Genomic DNA, 21,886 nt, shown 5'->3' on the forward strand with positions numbered 1-21,886 from the left:
GGCGGGACATGCGGCGGGCGCCGAGCCACGAGGGGGCCCTGACACTTGCCGCACCGGCGTGCGCCGCCGGATCGATGCGCGCCGCCGGATCGATTCGCCCCCCCACTTCCCCCATGGGGGAGCGGAGATCCCCTGCTCAAAACAGTAACGGGTGCCACTGACAACGCCCTCGGCGCCGTTGTTCAGGTGCGGACTTCCAGGAGGGGGACGAGTTGTTCGACCGGGGTCATGGAGCCGTGCATGCCGACCATGGCCGATTCCCGCGGTTCGGTCTCGCTTGCGATGATCACCATGTCGGCGTGCGCGGCGGCCACCACATCACCGATTCTGCCCCGTACCCGGTCGTCGACGCGCGGCCCGAACCATCCGGCGGCGATCGCCTCCTCGCGCCCGGCCACCCACATCCGGTCGCCGACCACCTCGCGCCAGACGGCGAGCACGTCGTCGGCCGCCCCCGGATGCGCGTACAGGTGGCGGCAGCGGCCCTCGCCGCCCAGGAGGCGGACGCCTGCCTTCAGCTCCCAGTCCTCGTCGAAGTCGACGCGCGACTCCGGGTCGAACGGGATGTCGATCATGCCGTGGTCGGCGGTGACGTACAGGGCCGAGCGCGGCGGCAGCTGTTCGGCGAGCCGCTCCGCGAGGCGGTCGACGTACATCAGCTGGCCGCGCCAGGCATCGGAGTCGACGCCGTAGCGGTGCCCCTTGCCGTCGACCTCGGAGTAGTACGTGTAGACCAGCGACCGGTCGCCCGCGGCGAGCTGCTCGGCGGCCAGGTCCATCCGGTCCTCGCCGGAGAGCCTGCCGTGGAACGTGCCGCCGCTGAGCGCGATCTGGGTGAGCGGCGTGCGCGCGAAGTCGGGCGCGGAGACCTGGCAGGTGTGGATGCCCGCGGCGTCCGCCTGCTGGAAGACCGTGGGGTACGGCTGCCAGGCGTGCGGGTCGGTCCACGGGTACCAGCGCAGCTGGTTCATCAGCGCGCCGGCGGCGGGGTCCTGGACGGTGTATCCGGCGAGGCCGTGCGCGCCCGGCGGCAGGCCCGTGCCGACCGAGGCGAGCGAGGTGGCCGTGGTGGACGGGAAACCGGCCGTCATGGGGCGCCCGGTGCCGTTCATGGACGTGCCGAGCAGCGAGGTGAGGAACGGCGCCTCGTCCGGGTGCGCGCGCAGCACGTCCCAGCCCAGACCGTCGATCAGGAAGACGCAGGCGCGGTCCGCGGGGGCCAGCTCCAGGCCCGTCGGCTGCGCGTGCGCCAGGCCCTGGCCGGCGGTGATGGCGGGCAGCAGGTCGGCGAGCGAGCCGGTGCCGTAGCGGGGTACCGGCGCGGTGTCGAGGTCCAGCGGTTCGGGCCAGGCGGACGCCGGGTCCACGGCGTAGCCCGCCATCAGCGGGCGGCCGAGGCGGCGGTGGCTTCGGAGAGCGCCTGGGCGAAGGCGAGCGTCTGCCGGACGGTGTCCGGGCCGTCGCCGGCCTCGCTGACGCGCAGCGAGAGGTCGTCGGCGGTGGAGGAGCCGGTGTAGCCGTGGTCGGCCTCGCAGTTCGGGTCGCCGCAGCTGGCGGGCTCCAGGTCGAGCCGGGAGACGGCGCCCCAGCCGATGGTCAGCACGACCTCGCGGGGCAGCTGGCCGGGGGTGTAGGCCTCGGGGTTGGCGACGACGCGGCTGAGCACGACGGACGAGATGCGGCCGAGCTTCACGGACTCCGTGGAGGTGGTGGCGTACGGGGTCGGCGACGTGGCGTCGGCGGCCTGCTCGTCGGTGTGGCTGACGATGAAGCGGGTGTCCGTGAGGACCAGGACGGTGACGTGGCGGCGGACCTCGTTGGCGTCGAAGGTCGTCTCCTGGTGGACCACGTACGACACCACGGGCTCGCCGCCGATCGCGGCCTGCACCGCCTCGGCCACGAGTGCCGGGTAATAGCCGCTGCGCTCGATCGCCGCGCGCAGCCCCTGGGTCGTCGTACCGGTCTTAGCCATAGGGTCCATCCTACGGGGCTCCGGGGGCGGTACGGCCCGCAGGCGACGGGGGCCGGGGGTCAGTACGCGGGGAGGCGGCGGGGGCCGAGGTCGGTGGTGGCGGGTGGGCGGGCGAGGCGTACTGAGGCGCCGAGGACGGAGAGTCCGTGGGGGGCGACGACGACCGGTTCGAGGTCGATGCCGACGACCTCGGGGTGGTCGTCGACGAGCCGGGAGAGGCGCAGCAGCAGTTCTTCCAGGGCCGCGCTGTCCACGGGCTGCGAGCCGCGCCATCCGAAGAGCAGCGGCGCGCTCCTGATGGAGCGGATCTGTTCGGCGACGTCACGGTCGGTGGCGGGGATGAGGCGGTGCGCGGTGTCGCCGAGGAGCTGGGAAGGGGCACCGGCGAGCCCGAAGGAGAGGACGGCCCCGGCCGCGGGGTCGATGGAGGCGCGGACGAGGGTGTCCACGCCGCGCGGCACCATCGCCTGCACCACGAGGCGCAGCTCTTCGGGCTTCCCGAGGAAGTCGGTCAGCTCCTGGTAGGCGCGGCGGAGGGCGCGTTCTCCGGGGAGGTCGAGGCGGACGCCCCCGAGGTCGGCGCGGTGCCGCAGGTGCGGGGCCGTGGTCTTCAGGGCGACGGGGTAGCCCAGGGCCTCGGCGGCGCGTACGGCGGCGTCCGCGTCGGGTGCGGGGAGTGCGGCACGGACGCGGATGCCGTAGCGGCCCAGGAGGGCGGCGGCCTCGTCGGCGGGCAGCGCCACGGAGCGGTGCGGTTCGGCGTCGGTGGTGAGCTCGTCGAGCAGCCGCTCGATGTCGGCGCCGGCCGCGGCCTCCTGGATGTCGTCGTACTCGGGGACTCTGCCGGGTGCTGCGGCCTCGCGGCGCCAGGTCGCGTACCGGACGGCCTCGGCGAGGGCGCGTACGGCCCGTTCGGCGGCGGGGTAGGCAGGGATGCGGGGCAGGCCGCCGGGGCTCGCCCGGGGAGCTTCGGGGGCGTTCTCGGCGGCTTCCGGCGCGGGGGCCTGCCGGTCCGACTCCGGGGCTTCCGGCCCGACGGCGTGCCGGTCGGCTTGCGTCGCGGCGGCTTGCGGGTCCGATTCCGATTCCGGCGCGGCGGTGTCGCCGGCGGCTCCCCGCCCGTCCGAGGCTTCCGGCCCGCCCGGAGCCCCCGGTCCATCCGGAGCCCCCGTTTCGTCGGTCGTGCGCGAGTCGGCCGTGCACGACAGGGCCCCGGCGAGCTCCTCCATGGCGAGGTGGACGACGGTGACGGGCTTGGCGGGCCCTTCGGCCGCGGCCTCGCGGAGGGCGGTGGCGAGGGCCGCGATCTCCTCGGGGTCCGCGCTGCTGCCTTCGGCGACCCACGGGATCGCGGTGATCAGGACGGCGTCGATGCGGTCGCCGGCGAGGGCATCGGCCAGCGCGGCGCGGAACTGGGCGGTCGTGGCGGCGAAGGGCAGCACATGGGGGTGCTGCGGGCGCAGGCCCTCGGTGAGGCAGGCGTCGTACGCGAGGAGGGCGAGCGCTTCGGAGTTGCCGAGGATCGCGACACGGGGGCCGGCGGGGAGCGGCTGGGAGGCGAGCAGCAGGCCCGCGTCGATCAGTTCGGTGACGGTGCCGACGCGGATGACGCCGGCCTGGCGCATCAGGGCGGAGACGGTGGAGTCGGGTACCCGGGTGGCGGGGACGGCGTGCCCGAGGGGGACGGTGCCGCTGTGCCGGGCGCCCTTGACGACCACGACGGGCTTGGCGGCGGCGGTGCGGCGGGCGAGCCGGGTGAACTTGCGGGGGTTGCCGATCGACTCCAGGTAGAGCAGCGCGACGTCGGTGGCGGGGTCCTCGTACCAGTACTGGAGGAGGTCGTTGCCGGAGACGTCGGCGCGGTTGCCGGCCGACACGAAGGTGGAGACCCCGGCGATGGCGCCGTCCCCGGAGCCGCGTTCCTGGAGGGCGCTGAGCAGTCCGATGCCGATCGCGCCGGACTGGGTGAAGAGGCCGATGCGGCCGGCGCCGGGCAGCCGGGGAGAGAGGGAGGCGTTGAGGCGGACGCCGGCCGCGGTGTTGATCAGGCCGAAGGCGTTCGGGCCGACCAGTCGCATCCCGTAGGAGCGGGCCTGGCGCAGCAGTGCGCGCTGCTTCTCGCGTCCTTCGGGGCCGGCCTCGGCGTATCCGGAGGTGAGGATGACGAGCCCCTGTACGCCGTGTTCGCCGCAGTCCTGTACGACGTCGGGGACGTGTGCGGCGGGTACGGCCACGACGGCGAGGTCGACGGGGCCGGGGATGTCGCGGAGCGAGCGGTAGGCCGGTACGCCCTCCGGGTCCAGCGTGCTGCCGCCTTCGGGGAAGGCGTGGTTGACGGCGTACGTGTGGCCGGTGAAACCGGAGTCGAGGATGTTCCGGAGGGCGGAGCGGCCGACGCCTCCGGGGGCGCGGCCGGTGCCGAGGACGGCGACGGATCCGGGGGCGAGCAGCCGCTGTACGGAGCGGGCCTCGGCGCGGTGCTCGCGGCCGCGCATGACGGCCACGGACTGCTCGGTGGGTTCGAGGTCGAATTCGAGGCGGACGACGCCGTCTTCGAAGGTGCGCTTCTGGGTGTACCCGGCGTCCGTGAACACCTTGATCATCTTGGTGTTGGCGGGCAGCACCTCGGCGGCGAAGCGCCGGATGCCGCGTTCGCGGGCGACCGCGGCGATGTGCTCCATGAGTGCGGAGGCCACGCCGCGGCCCTGGTGGGCGTCCTGCACGAGGAAGGCGACCTCGGCCTGGTCTGCGTCGGGGCCGGTGGCGGGGCGGCCGTCGGCGTTGATGCGGTCGTACCGGACCGTGGCGATCATCTCGCCGCCCACGAAGGCGGCGAGTCCGACCCGGTCCACGTAGTCGTGGTGGGTGAAGCGGTGCACGTCGCGGTCGGAGAGCCGGGGGTAGGGCGCGAAGAAGCGGTAGTACTTCGACTCGTCGGAGACCTGCTCGTAGAAGGAGGTCAGGTGTTCCGCGTCGTCCGGGGTGATGGGGCGGATCCGGGCGGTGCCGCCGTCACGCAGCACCACGTCGGCTTCCCAGTGGGCGGGGTAGGCGGCGGCATCCGACGGCGTCTCCATGCGGACAGCGTACGACCGGCTGCGTATCGGGGGCCGGTCGAAGTGCCCCGAAGGCCGCACGGACACGACCGTACGTGCCCGGCGGCGGGACGGTGCGTACGACCGGGTCTCAGCATGCGTACAGCCGGGGCGTGACGCAGGCTTGGACTTCTAGGATCCGAGCGCTCGCCCGGGCTGGGCACACCGGACCACCGGTGCCCGCGTGAGACACTGGTCTAGACAACTTCTCCGACCCGAAGGGCAACACAATGGCTGAGCGCCGCGTCAATGTCGGATGGGCCGAGGGTCTGCACGCCCGCCCCGCCTCGATCTTCGTCCGTGCGGCCACCGCTTCCGGCGTGCCGGTCACGATCGCCAAGGGCGACGGCAACCCCGTCAACGCCGCTTCCATGCTCGCGGTCCTGGGCCTCGGCGCCCAGGGCGGCGAGGAGATCGTGCTGGCTTCGGACGCCGACGGCGCCGACGCGGCGCTGGACCGCCTGGCGAAGCTCGTCTCCGAGGGCCTCGAGGAGCTCCCGGAGACGGTCTGACCCTTCGGGCAGACCCGGCGGGCCCCACGCCGCCGGAACGGCCTCTCACGGCCCCGCCACGGACCCGCCCACGGGTCACGGGCGGGGCCGTTGCACGTCCAGCGGGAGGCCGTTCCGGGTACGGCGGGGCCGCTCCACGTCCCGGCGGGCCGGATCCCTTGCCGGCCTGCACGGAATTACCGGGCCGAGCCGCCCGCCGAGCAGAATTCGACGGCACACACGTAAAGTCGCACGCAGAATTACCCTGCCGGGCCCACACCCCCGAATTCAGGCACGCCGATCACGGCGGGCAGAATTCCCCCAGGAGTTGTATACGCCAGCACTGTTAATTCTGCACGCGCGCCATGTTTACGGACGGTTTCGCTTCCCTCACCGCGGGTGCGGGACGGCGCAGCCGGTGGGCGGGCAGCGTGCGCTCCACGTGGGCGGCGGTCAGTGCGCGGGCGCGTTCGGCGTCGCCGCGCGCCACCGCGTCCACGATCGCGCCGAGCTCCTGCCAGTAGCGGTCCACGTCTCCCGGCGAGATCCGGCCCAGGTCGACCGCGTACACCCAGTCGATCTTGCGGCGTACCTGAACGAGCAGCGCCGTCATACTGGCGCTGCCGCTCGCCTGCGCGAGCGTCCCGTGGAACCAGCCGTCCAGTTGCCGCAGGTCGTCGGGGTTGCCGTGGCGGGCTCTCGCGCGTCCCACCCCGACCAGGCCGCGCAGCACCTTCAGGTGCGCGGCGGAGCGGCGGGCCGCGGCACGGGCGGCGCCCAGGGGCTCCAGGAGGAGGCGGATGTCCAGGAGGTCGGCGGCCTCCTGCTCGGTCGGCTCGGCGACGCACGCGCCCGCGTGCCGGCGAGTGGTGACGAACCCCTCGGACTCCAGGGTGCGCAGTGCTTCGCGTACGGGGACGCGGGAGACGCCGTACCGGGAGGCGAGGAGTTCCTCGATCAGCCGGGAGCCGGGCGGGAACGCGCCGGAGACGATGTCGTCGCGAATCGCCGTGCAGACCGCATGCGCCGAAATATTTCCTCGCATCGTCCGTGCCTCCGCCGCAATCCTCCGGAAACGCCGCCGGGCGGCGCCTTTTCCGTGACTCTATGACACCGGGCCGCCTTTTCCGACAGCCGTGACGAATTCCTGGATATTTTTTGGCCGAGGAAAGGGGTGCGCGGGAACGCGGGGGCGGAAGCGCGTCCGGAGACGCCGAAGCCCCGGCCGTCGGGCCGGGGCTTCGGGTGGTACGCGGAGTGCGCCTACGGTGCGCGGTCGTCAGACGTTGACGCCGTGCGAGCGCAGGTACGCGATCGGGTCGATGTCCGAGCCGTACTCCGGGCCGGTGCGCGCCTCGAAGTGCAGGTGCGGGCCGGTGGTGTTGCCGGTGTTGCCGGACAGCGCGATCTGCTGGTTCGCGGAGACCTTCTGGCCGACCGAGACGCCGATGGACGACAGGTGGCCGTACTGGGTGTAGGTGCCGTCGTCCATCTTCAGGACGACGTTGTTGCCGTACGCGCCGCCCCAGCCGGCCTCGACGACGGTGCCGGCGCCGACGGCGTGGACGGCGGTGCCGGAGGCGGCGTGGAAGTCGATGCCGGTGTGGCTGCCGGAGGACCACAGGCCGCTGGAGGCCTTGTACGGCGTGGAGACGTAGCTGCCGGAGATCGGCGCGACGAAGCCCGAGGCGCTGAGGGTGGTGCGGGCCTCCGAGCGCGAGGCGCGGGCCTCGGTGGCCTTCTTCTTCTCGGCCTTCTTCTTGGCGGCCTCGGCGGCCTTGCGGCGCTCGTCCTGGGCCTTCTTCTTCGCGTCCTCGGCGCTCTTGACGGCCGCGTCCTCGACCTTGGCGCGGGCGGCGGCGACCTCGGCGGCCTCCTCCTGCGCGTCGGCCTGGGCGACGATGTTGTCGGCGACCCGGTCGCCGGTGTCGGCGATGGCGCGGGTGAGGCCGGTGTCGGTGGTGGCGGCCGGGTCCTCGTTCGCGGCCAGCGCCGGGGAGGCGATGGAAACGGCGACGCCGGTCGCCGCGGCTATGCCGGCGATGTTGCGGGTGGTCCGGGCAGCACGGCCGGGGCGGCGGTGCTTGCCGGTGGCACGGGTGAACGCCATGACCGGCGCACTCCTTTCCTTCCTTCTCGCCTACCGGGTTAGCTGACGGGTTCGGAGCAGGAAGGTCTCCTACGGGCGGCTCCGGGGGGAGTCGCCCGATTCACCCCAAGGGACATGTGGGTCCCCGGCTCCCCTGGCTCGCGCCGTACGGGGACTCGGCGATGACTGCCCGGCGGCCGCGGGTGCGGCGCACTTCTGTCGAACAGCCGGACCGACGCTAAACGGGACATCTCGCGATCAGCAAACAGAAACAGGAGTTTGTGCCGGACGCCACACGGCACGCGAGCAACCACCTACTGCATTCCGGACAAAAGCAGAGATCCCGGGCCGCATTGGCGACCCGGGATCCACTATGTCCTGATATGTGAGCGGCGTTGGCGGCTTTCACGCCACCCCGTGACGACACCGGTACGAGCCGTTCCGGCCCGCCCCGCCGCCGTACGGCGCGAGCGAATTCACAGCCGTTACCGCGACGGCCGGCGGCGCTCCAGCTCCGCCGCCGGCCCGCTCCGTATCAGCCCTTGACGACCGACACCTCGCCGATGCCCAGCTTCCGTACCGGCTCCGCGATCTCCGCGGCGTCGCCCACCAGAACCGTCACCAGCCGGTCCACCGGGAAGGCGCTGACCGCGGCGGCGGTCGCCTCGACCGTGCCCGTCTCGGCCATCCGCCGGTACAGCTGCGCCTGGAAGTCGTCGGGAAGCTCCTGCTCGACCTGGTCGGCGAGCGTCCCCGCGACAGCCGCCGCCGTCTCGTACTTCAGCGGCGCCACCCCGACCAGGTTCTGCACCGCCACGTCCCGCTCGGCGTCGGTCAGCCCCTCGGCGGCCAGCGTCCGCAGCACCTTCCAGAGGTCCTCCAGCGCGGGCCCCGTAGAGGCGGTGTCCACCGAGCCACTGATGGCCAGCATCGCGGCACCCGTACCGTCCGCGGAGGACCGCAGCACCTGGCCGAACGACCGCACGCCGTACGTGTAGCCCTTCTCCTCGCGCAGCACACGGTCCAGCCGGGACGTCAGGGTGCCGCCCAGGCAGTACGTGCCGAGCACCTGCGCAGGCCACACCCGGTCGTGCCGGTCGGCGCCGATCCGGCCGATCAGCAGCTGGGTCTGCACCGCACCGGGCCGGTCCACGATCACGACGCGGCCGGTGTCGTCGGCCACGATGGGCGACGCCGCCACCGGCTCCGCGGTCGAGCCCGCCCACGCCCCGAGGGTCTCCTCCAGCGCCGCGTCCAGGTCCACCCCGTCGAAGTCACCGACGACCACGGCCGTGGCCGTCCCCGGACGCACGTGCGCCTCGTAGAAGGCACGCACCGCGGCGGCGTCGATACGCGCCACCGTCTCCTCCGTGCCCTGCCGCGGCCGGGACATCCGGGCCGTGGCCGGGAACAGCTGCTTGGACAGCGCCATCGCCGCCCTGCGCCCCGGATTCGCCAGCTCGTGCGGGATCTCGTCCAGACGGTTGCGCACCAGGCGCTCGATCTCGCCGTCGGGGAAGGCCGGGGCACGCAGCGCGTCGGCCAGCAGGCCCAGCGCCTTCGTGAGGCGCGAGGCCGGCACTTCGAGGGAGACCCGGACACCGGGGTGGTCGGCGTGCGCGTCCAGCGTGGCGCCGCACCGCTCCAGCTCGGCCGCGAACTCCTCGGCGTCGTGCTTGTCGGTGCCCTCGGAGAGCGCGCGCGCCATGATGGTGGCGACACCGTCCAGGCCCGCGGGCTCGGCCTCCAGCGGCGCCACGAGGTTGATCTCGACCGCGACGACCTGCTGGCCCGGCCGGTCGGCGCGCAGCACCGTCAGGCCGTTGCCGAGCCGGCCGCGCACCGGCGCCGGGAACGCCCACGGCTTCGGCTGCCCGGCCTGCGGCTGCGGGTGGAACGTCATGGTGGGGGTCACGGCTTCGGTCACTGCGCCGCCTCCTCGGTCTCGGTGTCGTGCTGGGCGGCGGTCGCGTCGGCCTCGGTGGCCTCCACAGCGGCGGCCTCGGCGGGCCCGGTCGGCTCGTAGACCAGCACCGCACGGTTGTCCGGACGCAGCCGGGCCGCGGCGACCGCCTGCACCTCCTCGGGAGTCACCTCCAGAACGCGCTGTACGGCGCTCAGCGCGAGCTGCGGGTCACCGAACAGCACCGCGTACCGGCACAGTTCGTCCGCGCGCCCGGCGACCGTCTCCAGGCGGTCCAGCCACTCGCGCTCCAACTGGGCCTGCGCCCGCTCCATCTCCTCGGCGGTCGGGCCCTCCTCGGCGAAGCGCTTGAGCTCCTCGTCCACCGCACGCTCGATGGCGGGCACCTCCACGCCGGCCGACGTCTTCACGTCCAGCCAGCCCAGCGAGGGCGCGCCCGCCAGCCGCAGCAGCCCGAAGCCCGCCGCGACGGCGCTGCGGTCGCGGCGCACGAGGCGGTTGTACAGGCGGGAGGACTCGCCGCCACCCAGGATCGTCAACGCCACGTCCGCGGCGTCAGCCTCACGGGTGCCGTCGTGCGGCAGCCGGTACGCCGCCATGAGGGCCCGCGAAGGCACCTCCTCGTGGACGACCTCCCGCAGCTCCCGGCCCATGGTCTCGGGCAGCGAACCGTCCCGCGGCGGCTGCTTGCCGTCGTGGCCCGGGATGGAGCCGAAGTACTTCTCCGCCCAGGCCAGCGTCTGCTCGGGGTCGATGTCGCCCACGATGGACAGCACGGCGTTGTTGGGCGCGTAGTACGTACGGAAGAACTTCCGCGCGTCCTCCAGAGAGGCCGCGTCCAGATCGGCCATCGACCCGATGGGCGTGTGGTGGTACGGGTGGCCCTCCGGGTAGGCCATCGCCGTCAGCTTCTCGAACGCCGTCCCGTAAGGCACGTTGTCGTACCGCTGACGGCGCTCGTTCTTCACCACGTCGCGCTGGTTCTCCAGCGACTCCTCGTCCAGCGCGGCCAGCAGCGAACCCATCCGGTCCGCCTCCAGCCACAGGGCGAGCTCCAGCTGATGGGCCGGCATGGTCTCGAAGTAGTTCGTCCGCTCGAAACTCGTGGTGCCGTTGAGCGAACCGCCGGCGCCCTGCACCAGCTCGAAGTGACCGTTGCCCTTCACCTGCGCCGAGCCCTGGAACATCAGGTGCTCGAAGAGGTGCGCAAGGCCCGTGCGGCCCTTCACCTCGTGCCGGGAGCCGACGTCGTACCACAGGCAGACCGCCGCGACGGGGGTCAGGTGGTCCTCGGAGAGCACCACGCGCAGGCCGTTGGCCAGCCGGTGCTCGGTCGCTGTCAGGCCGCCGGACCCGGCTTGTTCTGTGGCCGTGTGACCCATGGGCATGTACGTCCCTTCGATCCGCTTGCGAGGAAGTTCTGTCACTGTATGCAAGCGCGCCGACATCTGGCGAAGTTCCCGCCCGGCACCCCGCCGCAAGGAGATTCCCCGGAACGAGGCCCGCCGCACATCCGGCTCGGACGGGCGTACGGACGGGTCGCGGTCGGCGTTGTCAGACCCGCGGGCCACAATGGTCCGCGACAGGCTCAGCCGTTGAGCACCCAGCACCGGCACCGAGCCTGCCGCCCGGCAGGACGGACACGCACGCGCGCCGCCCCGCCGGAACAGCAGACGCCCAGCCGTAAGCGAAGCCGAGTTCGAGCGAAGGAGCCGCAGCCGCGATGGCCCGCCGCAGCACGAAGACCCGACCCTCAGGGGGCACCCCCGAGCCCCAGGACTTCGAGGAGCGGATCCTCGACATCGACGTCGTCGATGAGATGCAGGGTTCCTTCCTGGAGTACGCGTATTCGGTCATCTACTCGCGCGCCCTGCCCGACGCACGCGACGGCCTCAAGCCCGTACACCGCCGCATCCTGTACCAAATGAACGAGATGGGCCTCCGCCCCGACCGCGGGTACGTCAAGTGCGCCCGCGTCGTCGGCGAGGTCATGGGTAAGCTCCACCCGCACGGCGACGCGTCCATCTACGACGCGCTGGTGCGCATGGCGCAGCCCTTCTCCATGCGGCTGCCGCTCGTCGACGGCCACGGCAACTTCGGCTCGCTCGGCAACGACGACCCGCCCGCCGCCATGCGGTACACCGAATGCCGCATGGACTCCGCCACCTCCCTGATGACGGAGTCCATCGACGAGGACACCGTCGACTTCCAGCCCAACTACGACGGCCAGGAGCAGGAACCGGTCGCCCTCCCGGCGGCCTACCCGAACCTCCTCGTCAACGGCGCCTCCGGCATCGCCGTCGGCATGGCGACGAACATGCCGCCGCACAACCTCGGCGAGGTCATCGCCGCCGCCCGGCACCTCATCAAGCACCCCAACGCCGACCTCGAGACGCTCATGAAGTACGTCCCGGGGCCGGACCTGCCCACCGGCGGCCGCATCGTCGGCCTCTCCGGCATCCGCGACGCGTACGAAAAGGGCCGCGGCTCCTTCAAGATGCGCGCCACCGCGACCGTCGAGAACGTCACCGCGCGCCGCAAGGGCCTGGTCGTCACCGAACTGCCCTTCACGGTCGGCCCCGAGAAGGTCATCTCCAAGATCAAGGACCTGGTCGGCGCCAAGAAGCTCCAGGGCATCGCCGACGTCAAGGACCTCACCGACCGCGAGCACGGCCTCCGCCTCGTCATCGAGATCAAGAACGGCTTCAACCCCGAAGCCGTCCTGGAGAGCCTCTACAAGCTCACGCCCATGGAGGAGTCCTTCGGCATCAACAACGTCGCGCTGGTCGACGGCCAGCCGCTGACGCTGGGCCTGAAGGAACTCCTGGAGGTCTACGTCGACCACCGCTTCACCGTGGTGCGCCGCCGCAGCGAGTTCCGCCGCACCAAGAAGCGCGACCGGCTGCACCTCGTCGAGGGCCTGCTCACCGCCCTCGTCGACATCGACGAGGTCATCCGCCTCATCCGCTCCAGCGAGAACAGCGCCGAGGCCAAGCAGCGCCTCATCGAGCGCTTCGGGCTGAGCGACATCCAGACGCAGTACATCCTCGACACCCCGCTGCGCCGCCTCACCAAGTTCGACCGCATCGAGCTGGAGTCCGAGCGCGACACCCTCCGCGCCGACATCGAGAAGCTGACCAAGATCCTCGACTCCGACGCCGAGCTGCGCAAGCTGGTCTCCAACGAACTGGCCGCGGTCGCCAAGAAGTACGGCACCGACCGCCGCACCGTCCTGCTGGAGTCCTCCGGCGCCACCGCCGCCGCGGTGCCCCTGGAGGTCGCCGACGACCCCTGCCGCGTCCTGCTGTCCTCCACGGGCCTCCTGGCGCGCACGTCGGGCGGCGAGGGCACCTTCGACATCGACGCCAAGCGCGCCAAGCACGACGTCATCGTCTCCGCCGTACCCGCCACCGCCCGCGCCGAGGTCGGCGCGGTCACCTCCACGGGACGGCTGCTGCGCCTGTCGGTCATCGACCTCCCCCAGCTACCGGAGACAGCCGCCGCACCCAGCCTGTCCGGCGGCGCGAAGATCTCCGAATTCCTCACCCTGGAGGACGGCGAGGAACTGATCTGCCTCACCACCCTCGACGAATCCTCACCGGGCCTGGCCCTGGGCACGGAACACGGCGTGGTGAAGAGAGTCGTACCGGACTATCCGGCCCACAAGGAGGAGTTGGAGGTCATCTCCCTCAAGGACGGTGACCGCGTCGTCGGCGCCGTCGAACTGCGCACCGGCGAGGAGGACCTCGTCTTCATCACCGACGAGGCCCAGCTGCTCCGCTACCCCGCCGCGCAGGTACGCCCGCAGGGCCGCGCCGCCGGCGGCATGGCCGGCATCAAGGTCGGCCCCGAAGCGAAGGTCATCTCCTTCACCGCCGTCGACCCGGCCGTCGACGCGGTCGTCTTCACCGTCTCCGGCTCGCACGGCACCCTGGACGACGGCGTCAGCACCGCCAAGCTCACCCCGTTCGACCAGTACCCGCGCAAGGGCCGCGCGACCGGCGGCGTCCGCTGCCAGCGCTTCCTGAAGGGCGAGGACCACCTCATCCTGGCCTGGGCCGGCGCCGCCCCGGCCCGCGCCGCGGACACCAAGGGCGCCCCGGTCCCCCTCCCCGACCCCGACCCGCGCCGCGACGGCTCGGGCTTGCCGCTGGTCAAGCCGGTGGGGGCTTTGGCTGGGCCGGTGTAGGGACGGACGGTGTAGGGACAGACGTGGGATCGTCTGGTTGAAGCCCGGCGTGGTGCGGCCTTGGGGGCGTACGACGCCGGGCTTCGGGGGTTGTTGGGGCGGTGGAGCATGGGGGGCGGCGGTCGTCCCTGCGGGGGAGCCCCGCTTTACTCGCTCTCCCCCGTCTCGTCCATCCCCTCCATCTCCTCCGTCTCCTCCGGTTCTTCGTCGGGCGCGGTGGATGGTACGTACCGCAGTACGCCCCACATCGCGTGCGGGTCGGTCTCCTCGGGGGCGGTGTCACGGCAGCCGTCCAGCTGCTTGCGCAGGTCCGGGGCGTCGATGCCGGACCCGATGAGCACCAGCTGCGTCAGCCGCTCCTCCTCCGCGTCCCACTCCCCGGGGTAGAACCGCAGGAAGCCGCCGACCGCGTGCACGGTGAACTTCTGCTCGCTCCCCTCCACCCCGAAGTGCACGAACCCCTTGATGCGGTACAGCCCGGCGGGCCGCGCGTCCAGGAACTCCATCAACCGCCGCGGATGCATCGGCTCGGCCGACGTGAACTCGACCGTCTCGTAGGCCGAGTGCAGATGCCGCCCATGACCGTGCTCGTGCCCGTCACAGCGCTCATGTCCACCATCGGCACCGACGCCGGCTTCCTCCTCGTGCTCGACCTCCTCCCGGAGCAGGTCCTCGAAGGACATCTGCCCCTCGGACACGCCCTCCCGAGGACGACGCTCGAAGAGCAGCTCCGGATCGACACGCCCGTACGCGGCAGGCACCACAGGCGTACCGGGTGCCAGTTCCCCGAGCGTGCCCAGCAACCCCGTACGCCGGTCGTCACCGATCCGATCGGCCTTGTTGAGAATCACGAGGTCCGCGATCCCCAGATGCCGGTCCAGCTCCGGGTGGCGGATGCGGGTGTTCTCGAACTCCGCGGCGTCGACCACCTCGACCAGCCCGCCGTACACGATCCGGTCGCTGTCGCTGGCCAGGATCATCCGGATCAGCTCCTGCGGCTCGGCCAGACCGCTGGCTTCGATGACGATGACGTCGATGTGGGAGGACGGCCGCGCCAGGCGCTCCAGGTAGGTGTCCAGCTCGCTGGTGTCGACCGCGCAGCACAGGCACCCGTTCCCCAGCGACACCATGGAGTCGACCTGGCCGGCGACCAGCATCGCGTCGATCTCGATCGCCCCGAAGTCGTTGACGACCGCCCCGATCCGGGTGCCGCCGCTCCGGCTCAGCAGATGGTTCAGCAGGGTCGTCTTGCCGGACCCCAAGAACCCGGCAAGCACAACAACGGGAATCTGCGGCGCCACAGGCCCCTCGGCAACCGGCACCGGACTCTGCCCGGAAGCTGGGTCCCCACTTGAACCCGAGGCCGACCCGGCCGCTGCGCCCTCCCCTGGAGCCGACTCCAGGTCCGCCGCCGCGTCTCGGGCAGTCCCATGCCCCTCGGCCTCCGGGGTCGAGGCACCCGGGTACTGCGTGCTGCTGCTGGTCAAGGGGGCGCCTCCAGTGCGTCCGGTCGGTACTGAGTACGGGAGTCGAGCGCGACGGACGCGGCCCGGCCGGGAGACAGCCACCCCGGCACCCACTACCGCGTACTGCCTACCGTCGTACGCCCCTGATGACCCGAACGATCACCAGCCCGCCGACCCCTCCAGGATATTGGCGCCGCGGCCACACCTCGCCGCTCCCCAAAGCTCACAGCCACGTTCCATCCTCCCTCCTACCCCGGCGCCTTCTCACCCGACTCCGTACCTCACGCCTTCTCACCCGGCACCGCGCCTCACCTCGCTCCGCCTCTCCGCCTTCGGGGGCCCTCCCCCCCCCTACCCCCGACCCCCACCCCTTCACCCGAACGGCGGAAAGCGGTCATTTCGCGTCTATCGCGCGGGCTCAGGGCCTGGCGCGGGGAAACGCAGCGGTGGGCTCCGGACATTGCGGCTGCTGTGTCCGTCGGGGATGCGGTACTCAGGTTAGGGTCACCTATGTGAGTACCTGCGCAACCGCCTCCCGTATGGCGGCCGAACCTCTGGCCGGTACGGCGGCCACCGCCCGTACCTGGCTTCTCATCGAGCAGAGCGGACCCTGGGGCGCCCAGGCACTCACCGACAGCCATCTCGATCCGGCCGTCGGCCGCGCCCTGGAAGCCGCCACCGCGGACACCGACGTACGCGTCGCCCTCATCCGCCGTCCCGGTCGGCACGCCGACCGCCGGGCCGGGGCACTGCGCCGGGTTTTCCTCGCCCACACCGCACCCGGCCGGTCCTGGATCCGCTCGGCGCACATCGCGGACCCTGCCTCGCTCCGCGATCTGGACTTCGCGGCGCTGAGTGCGGGCGAGCACGGCAGTATTTGGGAGCCGTACCAGGACGAACCGCCGGTGCTCGTGTGCACGAACGGCAAGCGTGATCGTTGCTGTGCCGTGCTCGGCCGGCCGCTCGCCGCGGAGCTGGCGGCGGACGGTATGGAGGCGTGGGAGGTCACGCACATCGGTGGCCACCGCTTCTCCCCCACGCTCTTCGTGCTGCCGTACGGATACGCGTACGGCCGGACCGAAGCGCCGCTGGTGAAGGACGCCGTCGTAGCGGCGCGTGACGGGCGCGTCGTCATCGACCACTGCCGGGGCCGCTCCACCTGGGACCGGCCGGCACAGGCGGCGGATCTCGCGGTCCGCGAGGCGATCGGTGAGGAGCGTGCCGCTGTCCTCGATGTCACCGGCACCGAGGTCCGGCCGTCCGCGGGAGGCGATTCTCCTTCCTGGGCCGTCACGCTCGCGCATGTCGACGGCCGCTCCTGGCAGGTCGTCGTCGAGCAGCGGACCGGTGACACCGCCGCTCCGGCCAGTTGTGGAGCCGCCATCGCTCCGCCGACGTGCATGTTCGTTTCAGGCATCACTGCCCACTCCCCCGTTGCCGATCCGGTTGTCGATCTCGTTGTCGATCCTGTTGGCGGCCCCGTTGTCGGTGCCGATGTTGCTCACGCGGAACCGCTGACCGGCCCCGCGAGTGAACCCGTCACCGGGCCCGTCGTCGGCGCCGCTCCCGGGCCCGTCGCCTGATCCGTCGTGCGTGCGATGTGACACGTGTTGCGATCTTGCGATCGCCGTGACGACTGGTCGACGCGATCGATGCGATTGCCGCGCCCGTCGCACCCGGCCGCTTACTCTCCGTGATTACGTCTGAAGGTTAGGCAATTTTGGCCGGGGCGCGGGCGGCCTGTGGATAACTTTCGCCAGTGGGGTGTCACCAGTTTTTCCACCGCCATCCACCGTCATCCACTGCCATCCACCGCCACCCGCCGTCATCACCCGGTGGTTCGCCCCGCCCCGCGATTACCCCACCTCCGCGCCCCCGCTTACTGTTCGTTCCTATGGGCGACAGAGCCGAGGAGAGAGCGGGCGGGCCCGGGACGGCCGGTGAGCCGCGGAGCGGCGGCCGGGCGTGGCTGCGGCTGCGCTGGCCGCGCCGTGTGTTCGCGCAGGTCCTGCTGGTGCAGCTGGCCATCGCCGCCGGGGTGACCGCGCTGGCGACCGGCCTCTTCCTCGCGCCGCTCAGTGCGCAGCTGGACGATCAGGCCATGCGCCGTGCCCTGGCCATCGCCCAGACGACCGCTGCTCAGCCGCGCCTGGACGAGGCGCTTGAGGCTTCCCGGCCCTCCCGCGGCGGCCCGGTCCAGGCGGCCGCGGAACGGATTCGCCGGGCGACGGGCGCCGAGTACATCGTGGTCATGGACGAGCACGGGGTGCGGTGGTCGCACACCGACCCGAAGGAGATCGGGCGGCACGTCTCCACGGACCCGAGCGCCGCCCTCTCCGGGCGGGACATCATGCAGATCGACGAGGGCACCCTCGGGCGCTCTGCGCGCGGCAAGGTGCCGTTGCGGGACGAGGCCGGCCGCATCGTCGGTGCCGTGTCCGTGGGCATCGCGTACGAGAGCGTGCAGCAGCGGCTGCTGTCGACCGTGCCGGATCTGCTGGCGTACGCGGGCGGGGCGCTGGCGGTGGGTGCGCTCGCGGCCTACCTCGTTGCCCGCAGGCTTCAGCGTCGTACGCATGACCTGGCCTTCTCCGACATCTCGGCGCTGCTCGCCGAGCGGGAGGCGATGCTGCACGGCATCCGAGAGGGGTTCGTCGCGCTGGACGCGCAGGGGCGCATCCGGCTGATGAACGACGAGGCGCAGCGGCTCCTGGATCTCCGGGCGGAGGACACCGGGCGTTCCTTGGAGTCGGTGCTGCCGCCTGGGCGTACGACGGATGTGCTGGCCGGGCGTGCTTCGGGGGCCGATCTGCTCACCGTCAGTGGGCAGCGCGTCCTGGTGGCGAATCGGATGCCGACGGACGACGGTGGTGCCGTGGTGACGCTGCGGGACCGTACGGAGCTGGAGCGGCTGGGCCGGGAGCTGGACGGTACGCGGGGGCTGATCGACGCGTTGCGGGCGCAGGACCACGAGCACGCGAACCGGCTGCACACGCTCCTCGGGCTGCTCGAACTGGGCCTCTACGAGGAGGCGGTGGAGTTCGTGACGCATGCGGTCGGGGTGCATCGGGCCACGGCCGAGCAGGTCACCGAGCGGGTGCACGACCCGTTGCTGGCGGCGCTGCTGGTGGGCAAGGCGACGGTCGCGGCCGAGCGCGGCGTGTCGTTGAGCATCGCCACGTCGACGCGGTTGCCGGACCGGGTGGTGGATCCGCACGGTCTGGTGACGGTGGTCGGCAATCTGGTCGACAACGCGCTGGACGCGGCGGCGGGTGAGCGGGACGGACAGGTCGAGGTCGAGGTGCGTACCGAGGGCCGTACGGCGATCGTGCGGGTCAGTGACAACGGGCCGGGGGTGCCGCGGGAGCGGCGTCAGGAGATCTTCACGGAGGGGTGGACCACGAAGGAGCCGCCGGCGCACGGTAAGCGCGGGATCGGGCTGGTCCTCGTGCGGCGGCTGGCCGAGCGCTACGGGGGCGGCGCGGAGGTGGACGAGCGTCCGGGTGGCGGCGCGCGGTTCACGGTGACGCTCCCCGATGCGCTCGCGGACGCCCTGTCCGAGACGCACGGTTCGGTGGTGGATGGGGAATCGTTGGCGGGTCCCACGGGAGGCGCACGATGATCGACGTACTCGTCGTCGACGACGATGTCCGGGTGGCGGGGATCAATGCCGCGTACGTGGCGAAGATCGCCGGTTTCCGGGTCGTGGCGCAGGCGCACACGGCTGCTGAGGCGCTGACTGTTCTGGAGAGCACGCCGGTCGATCTCGTGCTGCTGGACCACTACCTCCCGGACGAGACGGGGCTGCAGCTGGTGGCCCGGTTGCGGCAACACGGCCTGCACACGGACGTGATCATGGTGACGGCGGCGCGTGACGTCGCCACCGTGCGGGCCGCCATGCGGCACGGCGCGCTGCAGTACCTCGTCAAGCCGTTCACGTTCGCGGGGCTGCGGTCGAAGCTGGAGGGGTACGCCGCGCTGCGACGGACCTTCGAGGACGGCGGGCAGGCGGAGCAGTCCGAGGTGGACCGGATCTTCGGGGCGCTGGGTGCCGCCAACGCGGGCTCCGCCGAGCTGCCGAAGGGGCATTCCACGGCCACGGCCGACAAGGTGCGGTCCGTCCTGCGCTCCGCCGACGGCGCGCTGTCGGCGCAGGAGGTGGCGCGGCAGGCGGGGCTGAGCCGGCAGACCGCCCAGCGCTACCTGAAGCTGCTGGAGCGCGCCGGGCGGGTCAGGCTGACGCTCCGGTACGGCGAGACGGGCCGGCCGGAGCACCGGTACGACTGGGTCTGAGCGGGCTCCCGACGCTCCTCGGGGGTTCTGCGGACTCACGAGGCCCTCGGGCGGTTCTGCGGGCTCATGAGGCCATGAACGTCCTCGGGGCGGTTCCGCCGGCTCACGCCGCTCCCGCGCCGGTCAGTGCCCGTACCTCCGTCTCCGCGTGGCGGGCGGCGGCGTCGGGGGCCGCGGACGAGGTGACCGTGCCGAGCCAGCCGAAGAGGAAGCCGAGCGGGATGGAGACGATGCCCGGGTTCTCCAGCGGGAAGAGCTGGAAGTCCAGCCCGGGGAAGATCGCCGCGGGGCTTCCGGAGACGACCGGGGAGAGCACCACGAGGGCGAGCGCGGGGAGCAGCCCTCCGTAGACGGACCAGACGGCGCCCCTGGTGGTGAAGCGGCGCCAGAAGAGGGCGTAGAGCAGTACGGGGAGGTTCGCGGAGGCGGCGACCGCGAAGGCGAGGCCCACGAGGAAGGCGACGTTCAGGTTCTGGGCCAGGAGGGCGAGGGCGATGGCCACCGCGCCGACGAGGGCCGCGGCGATCCGGGCGACGGCGACCTCGCGGAGGCCCGTGGCCGGCTCGCCGGTGGCCGCGTCCGGGCGCGGGGAGGCCTGGCGTCGTCCGGTGCGGTTGCGGCGCCGCAGAGCGCCGTACAGGTCGTGTGCGACGGAGGCCGAGGAGGCGAGGGTGATGCCGGCGACGACGGCGAGGATCGTGGCGAAGGCGACCGCCGCGACCACGGCGAACAGGATCGTTCCGCCGGTGGAATCCGGTCCGCCTCCGAGGTCGAGGGCGAGAAGCGGTACGGCGGTGTTGCCGGCCGGGTTGGCGGCGCGTACGGCGTCGGTCCCGAGGACCGCGGCGGCGCCGAAGCCGAGCGCGATCGTCATCAGGTAGAAGCTGCCGATCAGGGCGATCGACCAGACCACGGAGCGGCGGGCGGCGCGGGCGGTGGGCACGGTGTAGAAGCGGGACAGGATGTGCGGCAGGCCGGCGGTCCCGAGGACGAGCGCGAGCCCGAGGCTCAGGAAGTCCAGCCGGGCCGTCCAGGTGCCGCCGTACTTGAGTCCGGGTGCGAGGAAGTCCGCACCGTGCCCGCTGCGTTGTGCCGCTGTCGTGAGCAGCGTGCCGAGGTCCCCGTGGAAGCGCAGCAGCACGAGGAGGGTCAGGGTGATGGCGCCGCCCATGAGGAGCACGGCCTTGATGATCTGGATCCAGGTGGTGGCCCGCATGCCGCCGCAGATCACGTAGAAGACCATGAGGGCGCCGACGCCGATGACCGTCCACGTGCGTGCGGTGTGGCCCGTGCCGCCGAGCAGGAGGGCGACGAGGCTGCCGGCGCCGACCATCTGGGCGACCAGGTAGAGCACGGAGACGGTGAGGGAGGAGGCGCCTGCGGCGATGCGGACGGGGCGGCGGCGCATACGGGAGGCGACGACGTCGGCGAGGGTGTAGCGGCCGCAGTTGCGGACCAGTTCGGCGACCAGGAAGAGGACCAGGAGCCAGGCGACGAGGAAGCCTACGGAGTAGAGCAGGCCGTCGTACCCGAAGAGGGCGATGAGGCCGGAGATGCCGAGGAACGAGGCGGCCGACATGTAGTCACCGGCGATGGCGAAACCGTTCTCCATGGGTGAGAAGAGTCTGCCGCCGGCGTAGAACTCCTCTGCGGAACCGTGCCTGCGGCGGCCGGCCCAGGCGGTGACCGCGAGGGTCACGGCGATGAAGGCGCTGAAGAGGACCACGGCCAGGATCTGGTGGTCGTCGGTCGCCGCGGTGGCGGCGAGGACTGATGGACGGCTGGTCACCGGACGTTGCCTCCTGTCATCTCCTGGGTCTCCCAGCGCAGGTCGAGCGCGGCACGGTCCCGGCGCAGCCGGGCGTGCCGGGCGTACGCCCAGGTGAGCAGGAAGGTGGTGACGAACTGTCCGAGCCCGGCGAGCATGGCGACGTTGAGCGGGCCGAGCACCTGGCGGGCCATCACGCCGGGGACGGTGACGGCGGCGATGACGTACGCGAGGTACCAGGTGAGGAAGAGGGCGGTGGCGGGCACGACGAAGCTGCGGTAGCGGCGGCGCACCTCCTGGAAGGCGGCGCTGCGCTGCACGGTGAGGTACACGTCGGCGTGGCTGGGGTCGCCGGGCCTCTCGGGGGCGCCCGCACGCTGTGCGGGAAGGCCGGGCCAGGCGAGGGCGGAGGGCGTCGTCCCGGCCGGCGCGTCCTCGGCCGGTGCTGCGTCGTCCCGTGCTTCGACGGCCGACTGCGTGCCGTCCGTGTACGTGTGCGCTTCGCCATCCGTATGCGTGTGCACGTCGCCGTCCGTGGACGTGCGCGCATCGCTGTCCGCGTACGTGCGCGCGTCCGGCTGCTGTGCCGGCTCCTCCCC

The 21,886-nt window shown here is 72.2% G+C and carries 15 protein-coding genes and 1 riboswitch; of the genes, 5 read left to right on the forward strand and 10 right to left on the reverse strand.

The window, feature by feature from the left end; translation table 11 throughout:
* Positions 1–182: 182 nt before the first annotated feature.
* The 3 genes from ABZ840_RS26665 to ABZ840_RS26675 are packed head-to-tail and all read right to left on the reverse strand — an operon-like array spanning position 183 to position 5,049.
* Positions 183–1,382, reverse strand: coding sequence for a nucleotide pyrophosphatase/phosphodiesterase family protein (locus tag ABZ840_RS26665; RefSeq protein WP_361562953.1), 1,200 nt, complete (start codon positions 1,380–1,382; stop codon positions 183–185).
* The gene (locus ABZ840_RS26670) at positions 1,382–1,972 is read right to left on the reverse strand and encodes a DUF5998 family protein (RefSeq protein ID WP_361562956.1); all 591 of its coding nucleotides are present in this window, start codon (positions 1,970–1,972) and stop codon (positions 1,382–1,384) included. Before ABZ840_RS26670 ends, ABZ840_RS26665 begins: the two co-directional genes overlap by 1 nt.
* Before the next feature lie 59 nt (positions 1,973–2,031).
* Positions 2,032–5,049 carry a GNAT family N-acetyltransferase gene (locus ABZ840_RS26675; RefSeq protein WP_361562957.1) on the reverse strand — a complete coding sequence of 1,006 codons (3,018 nt, stop codon included), beginning with the start codon at positions 5,047–5,049 and terminating at the stop codon, positions 2,032–2,034.
* 248 nt (positions 5,050–5,297) lie between these two features.
* On the opposite strand from ABZ840_RS26675, the gene ABZ840_RS26680 reads away from it, so the two are divergent.
* Positions 5,298–5,579 carry an HPr family phosphocarrier protein gene (locus ABZ840_RS26680; protein ID WP_030260828.1) on the forward strand — a complete coding sequence of 94 codons (282 nt, stop codon included), beginning with the start codon at positions 5,298–5,300 and terminating at the stop codon, positions 5,577–5,579.
* 325 nt (positions 5,580–5,904) lie between these two features.
* On the opposite strand, the gene ABZ840_RS26685 is transcribed toward ABZ840_RS26680, so the two are convergent.
* From ABZ840_RS26685 to ABZ840_RS26700, 4 genes are all read right to left on the reverse strand, one after another.
* The gene (locus ABZ840_RS26685) at positions 5,905–6,603 is read right to left on the reverse strand and encodes a GntR family transcriptional regulator (RefSeq protein WP_361562959.1); all 699 of its coding nucleotides are present in this window, start codon (positions 6,601–6,603) and stop codon (positions 5,905–5,907) included.
* Positions 6,604–6,837: 234 nt separating this feature from the next.
* Positions 6,838–7,668 (reverse strand): M23 family metallopeptidase, encoded by an 831-nt coding sequence (locus ABZ840_RS26690; RefSeq protein ID WP_361562961.1) that lies wholly within the window; start codon positions 7,666–7,668, stop codon positions 6,838–6,840.
* A 12-nt stretch (positions 7,669–7,680) separates the two neighbouring features.
* Positions 7,681–7,839, reverse strand: a riboswitch (cyclic di-AMP (ydaO/yuaA leader).
* Positions 7,840–8,182: 343 nt separating this feature from the next.
* Positions 8,183–9,550, reverse strand: a complete 1,368-nt coding sequence (locus ABZ840_RS26695) for a pitrilysin family protein (RefSeq protein WP_361563133.1) — start codon at positions 9,548–9,550, stop codon at positions 8,183–8,185.
* A gap of 20 nt (positions 9,551–9,570) precedes the next feature.
* Entirely contained in the window at positions 9,571–10,953 is a 1,383-nt protein-coding gene (locus ABZ840_RS26700; protein WP_361563135.1) for a pitrilysin family protein, read from the reverse strand.
* A 341-nt stretch (positions 10,954–11,294) separates the two neighbouring features.
* On the opposite strand from ABZ840_RS26700, the gene ABZ840_RS26705 reads away from it, so the two are divergent.
* Complete coding sequence (locus ABZ840_RS26705) at positions 11,295–13,760, forward strand: DNA topoisomerase IV subunit A (RefSeq protein WP_361562963.1); 2,466 nt, start codon at positions 11,295–11,297, stop codon at positions 13,758–13,760.
* Between the two features lie 146 nt (positions 13,761–13,906).
* Here ABZ840_RS26705 and ABZ840_RS26710 read toward each other — a convergent pair whose 3' ends face one another.
* Positions 13,907–15,061 (reverse strand): CobW family GTP-binding protein, encoded by a 1,155-nt coding sequence (locus tag ABZ840_RS26710; protein ID WP_361562965.1) that lies wholly within the window; start codon positions 15,059–15,061, stop codon positions 13,907–13,909.
* Positions 15,062–15,738: 677 nt separating this feature from the next.
* Here ABZ840_RS26710 and ABZ840_RS26715 point away from each other — a divergent pair.
* The 3 genes from ABZ840_RS26715 (at position 15,739) to ABZ840_RS26725 (ending at position 19,519) form a co-directional block, all read left to right on the forward strand.
* On the forward strand, positions 15,739–16,809 hold the full coding sequence (locus ABZ840_RS26715; RefSeq protein ID WP_361562967.1) for a sucrase ferredoxin: 1,071 nt from the start codon (positions 15,739–15,741) through the stop codon (positions 16,807–16,809).
* Between the two features lie 311 nt (positions 16,810–17,120).
* Positions 17,121–18,848, forward strand: coding sequence for a sensor histidine kinase (locus ABZ840_RS26720; RefSeq protein ID WP_361562969.1), 1,728 nt, complete (start codon positions 17,121–17,123; stop codon positions 18,846–18,848).
* The gene (locus ABZ840_RS26725) at positions 18,845–19,519 is read left to right on the forward strand and encodes a response regulator (RefSeq protein ID WP_361562971.1); all 675 of its coding nucleotides are present in this window, start codon (positions 18,845–18,847) and stop codon (positions 19,517–19,519) included. Before ABZ840_RS26720 ends, ABZ840_RS26725 begins: the two co-directional genes overlap by 4 nt.
* Before the next feature lie 103 nt (positions 19,520–19,622).
* Here ABZ840_RS26725 and ABZ840_RS26730 read toward each other — a convergent pair whose 3' ends face one another.
* Together ABZ840_RS26730 and ABZ840_RS26735 are read right to left on the reverse strand one after the other, a co-directional pair.
* Positions 19,623–21,308: a cation acetate symporter gene (locus ABZ840_RS26730; protein WP_361562973.1), complete on the reverse strand. Its 1,686-nt coding sequence runs from the start codon at positions 21,306–21,308 to the stop codon at positions 19,623–19,625.
* Positions 21,305–21,811 carry a DUF485 domain-containing protein gene (locus ABZ840_RS26735; protein WP_361563137.1) on the reverse strand — a complete coding sequence of 169 codons (507 nt, stop codon included), beginning with the start codon at positions 21,809–21,811 and terminating at the stop codon, positions 21,305–21,307. Before ABZ840_RS26735 ends, ABZ840_RS26730 begins: the two co-directional genes overlap by 4 nt.
* Between the last annotated feature and the right edge of the window lie 75 nt (positions 21,812–21,886).

The sequence above is a fragment of the Streptomyces sp. NPDC047117 genome, from assembly GCF_040643545.1.
GTDB lineage: Bacteria > Actinomycetota > Actinomycetes > Streptomycetales > Streptomycetaceae > Streptomyces.